Source organism: Marinobacter sp. C2H3, assembly GCF_037080155.1.
Lineage (GTDB): Bacteria > Pseudomonadota > Gammaproteobacteria > Pseudomonadales > Oleiphilaceae > Marinobacter.
This window is the reverse complement of sequence record NZ_JBBBNZ010000010.1, coordinates 1-1191: the sequence shown is the minus strand read 5'-3', so window position 1 is coordinate 1191 and position 1191 is coordinate 1. Positions and strand designations below refer to the sequence as shown.

Below are 1191 nucleotides of genomic sequence, written 5' to 3'. Positions count from 1 at the left end.
CTTGTATGGATAATTTCTGCCGTGTTTGGGTAAATTGAGGCCCACCCCCAGTGGCCGCTGGGGGCCTTCATGCAGCAGCTCGGTGCAGCGACGGCTCCTCTTTCGAGAGACCGATAACAAGTGCGTAGCGCTGCATGACTCTCAAGCGATAACTCGAACAGTCATCGGGGCCTCGAGCCCGTATAGCAAGGCAGAGTCAGCTTATTATGAACAACACGGAAATCCAAACCCCAGTCAATGTTGGTGTCGATGTCGGTAAGGCGAACCTGGACATCGCTCTTCATCCCTCCGGGCAGTTTCACACCGTCCCAAATACCGAAGCCCACATCCGACACTTCGTCAAAATCCTCAAAGACTACAACGTCGAGCGCATCGTCGTAGAAGCCTCAGGGCGGTACGAACATGCGTTGGTTCAAGCCTGCAACCAGGCTGGCCTGCCCATCATTGTGGTCAATCCAATCAGCGTCCGGCGCTACGCTCAGGCTATCGGAGTAATTGCCAAAACCGACCGGATCGATGCACAGGTCATTGCCCGATATGCCGCCACGCTGAAGCCCGAGTTCAAGCCTATTCCAGACAAAACCTCCCAGAAGATTAAAGACTTACTGGTCAGGCGCTCTCAGCTTCTGGAAATGTCCACCATGGAGAAAAACCGTCTCCAGATACTTCCAAAATCTCTTCACCGATCCATCAAAAGCCTGCTCAAAATGCTCCAGAATCAGATCGAAATGGTCACCCGACAGATCGAGCAGGAGGTCGCCAAGGTGGATCAGTGGCGCACCAAAATGGACATCATGACCAGCGTGCCTGGTGTTGGGAAAGTACTCGCTTACACTTTCCTGAGTGAGCTTCCGGAACTCGGTTCGCTGAACCGTAAGGAGATTGCTGCGCTCGTCGGCGTGGCCCCCATCAATCGAGACAGCGGCAAGCTCAATGGCAAGCGGAGAATACGAGGTGGGCGCCCCAGAGTTCGCACAGTGATGTTTATGGCCATGCTCTCATCCATCCAGTGTAATCCGGTATTCAAACGCTTTTACGAACGTCTGAAGGCCCAGGGAAAGATCCCAAAAGTAGCCCTCATTGCCTGCATGAGAAAGATGATTGTGGTGCTCAATACCATGATCAAAAACCAGGAATCATGGCGGGGTGAAATGGCTTAATTTATGGAATTGACACCACAGTCACTTGTTA

At 52.6% G+C, this 1191-nt stretch carries 1 protein-coding gene; it reads left to right on the top strand.

Annotation, left to right across the window (positions count from 1 at the left end):
• The first annotated feature begins 206 nt into the window (after positions 1–206).
• Positions 207–1160, top strand: coding sequence for an IS110 family transposase (locus tag V3388_RS16370; RefSeq protein ID WP_336368639.1), 954 nt, complete (start codon positions 207–209; stop codon positions 1158–1160).
• The last annotated feature ends 31 nt before the right edge of the window (positions 1161–1191 follow it).